This window comes from Okeania sp. SIO2B9 (genome assembly GCF_010672505.1).
Lineage (GTDB): Bacteria > Cyanobacteriota > Cyanobacteriia > Cyanobacteriales > Microcoleaceae > Okeania > Okeania hirsuta.
This window is the reverse complement of sequence record NZ_JAAHGK010001225.1, coordinates 1-2,285: the sequence shown is the minus strand read 5'-3', so window position 1 is coordinate 2,285 and position 2,285 is coordinate 1. Positions and strand designations below refer to the sequence as shown.

2 protein-coding genes and 1 pseudogene are annotated in these 2,285 nt (G+C 33.7%); all 3 read left to right on the top strand.

Translation table 11 applies throughout. The features are described from left to right. Positions 1–847, top strand: a pseudogene (locus F6K13_RS29185) (ATP-binding protein); the annotation flags it as partial. Between the two features lie 99 nt (positions 848–946). Further along, positions 947–1,543, top strand: coding sequence for a hypothetical protein (locus tag F6K13_RS29180; protein WP_124146843.1), 597 nt, complete (start codon positions 947–949; stop codon positions 1,541–1,543). A gap of 100 nt (positions 1,544–1,643) precedes the next feature. Then, positions 1,644–2,285 (top strand): tetratricopeptide repeat protein (locus F6K13_RS29175; RefSeq protein ID WP_287289291.1); only part of this gene is annotated, 642 nt, incomplete at its 3' end.

The window sequence follows — 2,285 nt, the reverse complement described above, 5'->3', positions numbered from 1 at the left end:
TGGTATGGGTAAGATTACTGCTAAAGCAAAAGAAAGTTCTGAATTAAGGAAGAAGTTGAGGGAGTATATAGAGCCTCGAATTAGTAATACTATTGAAGCAATTAACCAAGAAATTATAGAGCCTGCTATTGAGAAATTGCAACAGCAAGGTAAGAAAGGATTGGTGGTAATTATTGATAATTTGGATCGTATTGAAGATAATAAAAAGCCTTGGGGAAGACCTCAACCAGAATATGTTTTTGTAGATCGGGGACAGCAGTTACGTCAGCTAAAATGTCATCTTGTTTATACTATTCCTTTATCGTTGCGATTTTCTAATGATTATGGATATCTGACTCAGAGGTTTTTGACAGATCCAAATGTTTTGCCAATGGTATCAATAAAGTTGCGTGATGGTAGTAATTATCAGGAAGGAATTGAATTATTGCAACAGATGGTTTTAGCAAGAGCTTTTCCTGAACTGGAGTCAAATAAACGTCTCGAAAAAATCACGGAACTTTTTGATAATCCTAAAACTTTAGAGTTGTTGTGTTTTGTTAGTGGTGGTCATATTCGTAATTTGTTAAGGTTCCTATATGACTGTATTCGCCAGGAAAGGAAATTACCTCTTTCTGGTGAGACTTTGAAACAAGTAATTCAAAAAAAGCGCGACCAAATGGTTTTGGCAATTGAACCTTATGAATGGGAATTATTGCGTCAAGTAGTTGAGTCTAAAAAAGTAACGGGAGATGATGGGTATAAGATTTTAATTCGGAGTATGTTTGTTTATGAGTATCGTGATGCTGAAGGATCTTGGTTTGATATTAATCCAATTTTAGAAGGTGCGGAAGAATTAAACAGGACTTAGGCAACATAAGAAAATATATACCATCTGTAGGGGCGAATGGCATTCGCCCCCATACAAATAGCTTGTTGTCTAAGAAATTACCTAAGTCCTATTAAAGTTATGAATGAATCAAATTTATCTTTTGAGAGTTCTGATAATGAGCGATCGCTTGAAGATATTGTATGGACAATTGAAATGTCTCAGGGACAGTTTTGTTTGATATTAGCTTTATGTGACTCAACTAAGTTGCGCGATAATATGGCACAAAAATTACAAGAAATTTGCCCAAATATAGAAGAGATTTTTCTCAAGTCATCGGATACTTTAATCTATCCCCAACTTAAGGATATAAACAGTCAAAAACATCCATCAGCAATTATGGTTCGTGGTTTTGAGTCAGTTACAAATATCGATCGAATGTTAATTTCTTTGAATCAATTAAGAGAAGAGTTGTGGAAGTCTTTTAAGTTTCCTATAATTTTATGGATTAATGGGGAAATTGCCAAAAAAATGATTCGACTTACTCCAGATATTGAGAGTTGGGCAAGCATAACTAATTTTAGTAGTTTCTCTGGAAAAGAGATTGATTATCGACAAGAAAGGGTAGATATATTTCATAATAATCAAGGTTCTGAAGATAGCGATCAATTGAATAATAATAATTTTTTAATTGAGTTGTTTTCGAGATTTTATGTTCTTCAGGAATTACGCAAATAAACCGGGTTTTTAGGAGTATATTAATCAGTTTTAAATATAAAATTACGAGCTGTTTTTTATCAAAATAGACTATAAGTTTTAATTGAATTTTCAAAATTAAATGAAAGACTCTTTTAAACCCACCGGACAAATGGCGATAGCTATTCTTGCAGCAGCTACGAAGCAGCAAAACCAGGGAATAAAACTAGCCAAATCTGGTAATGTAGAAGAGGCTATATCTGCTTTTAGAAAAGCTTTAAAACTAAATCCTAATATCAACCTTGATAGTACAGGAAAAACTGAAGAAAAAGACCCCCAATCCTTTGCCAAAAAATTAGCAGTATCTACCAAGATAGATCGGGGTACAGAACTAGCAAAATCTGGTAATGTAGAAGCAGCTATATCTGCTTTTAAAAAAGCTTTAGAACTAAATCTTAATACCAACCTTGATAGCACAGGAAAAACTCAAGAAATAGATCCGGAATCCTTTGCCAAAAAATTAGTAGTATCTACCAAAAAGATAGATGAGGGTACAAAACTAGCCAAATCTGGTAATGTAGAAGCAGCTATATCTGCTTTTAAAAAAGCTTTAGAACTAGATCCTAATATCAACCTTGATAGTACAGGAAAAACTGAAGAAAAAGACCCCCAATCCTTTGCCATAAAATTAGCAGCATCTACCAAGATAGATCGGGGTACAGAACTAGCAAAATCTGGTAATGTAAAGGCAGCTATATCTGCTTTTAAAAAAGCTTTAGCACTA

Excerpts from the sequence above, each read along its gene's own strand:
- F6K13_RS29180 (WP_124146843.1), top strand. The coding sequence starts at position 947 with ATGAATGAATCAAATTTATCTTTTGAGAGTTCTGATAATGAGCGATCG.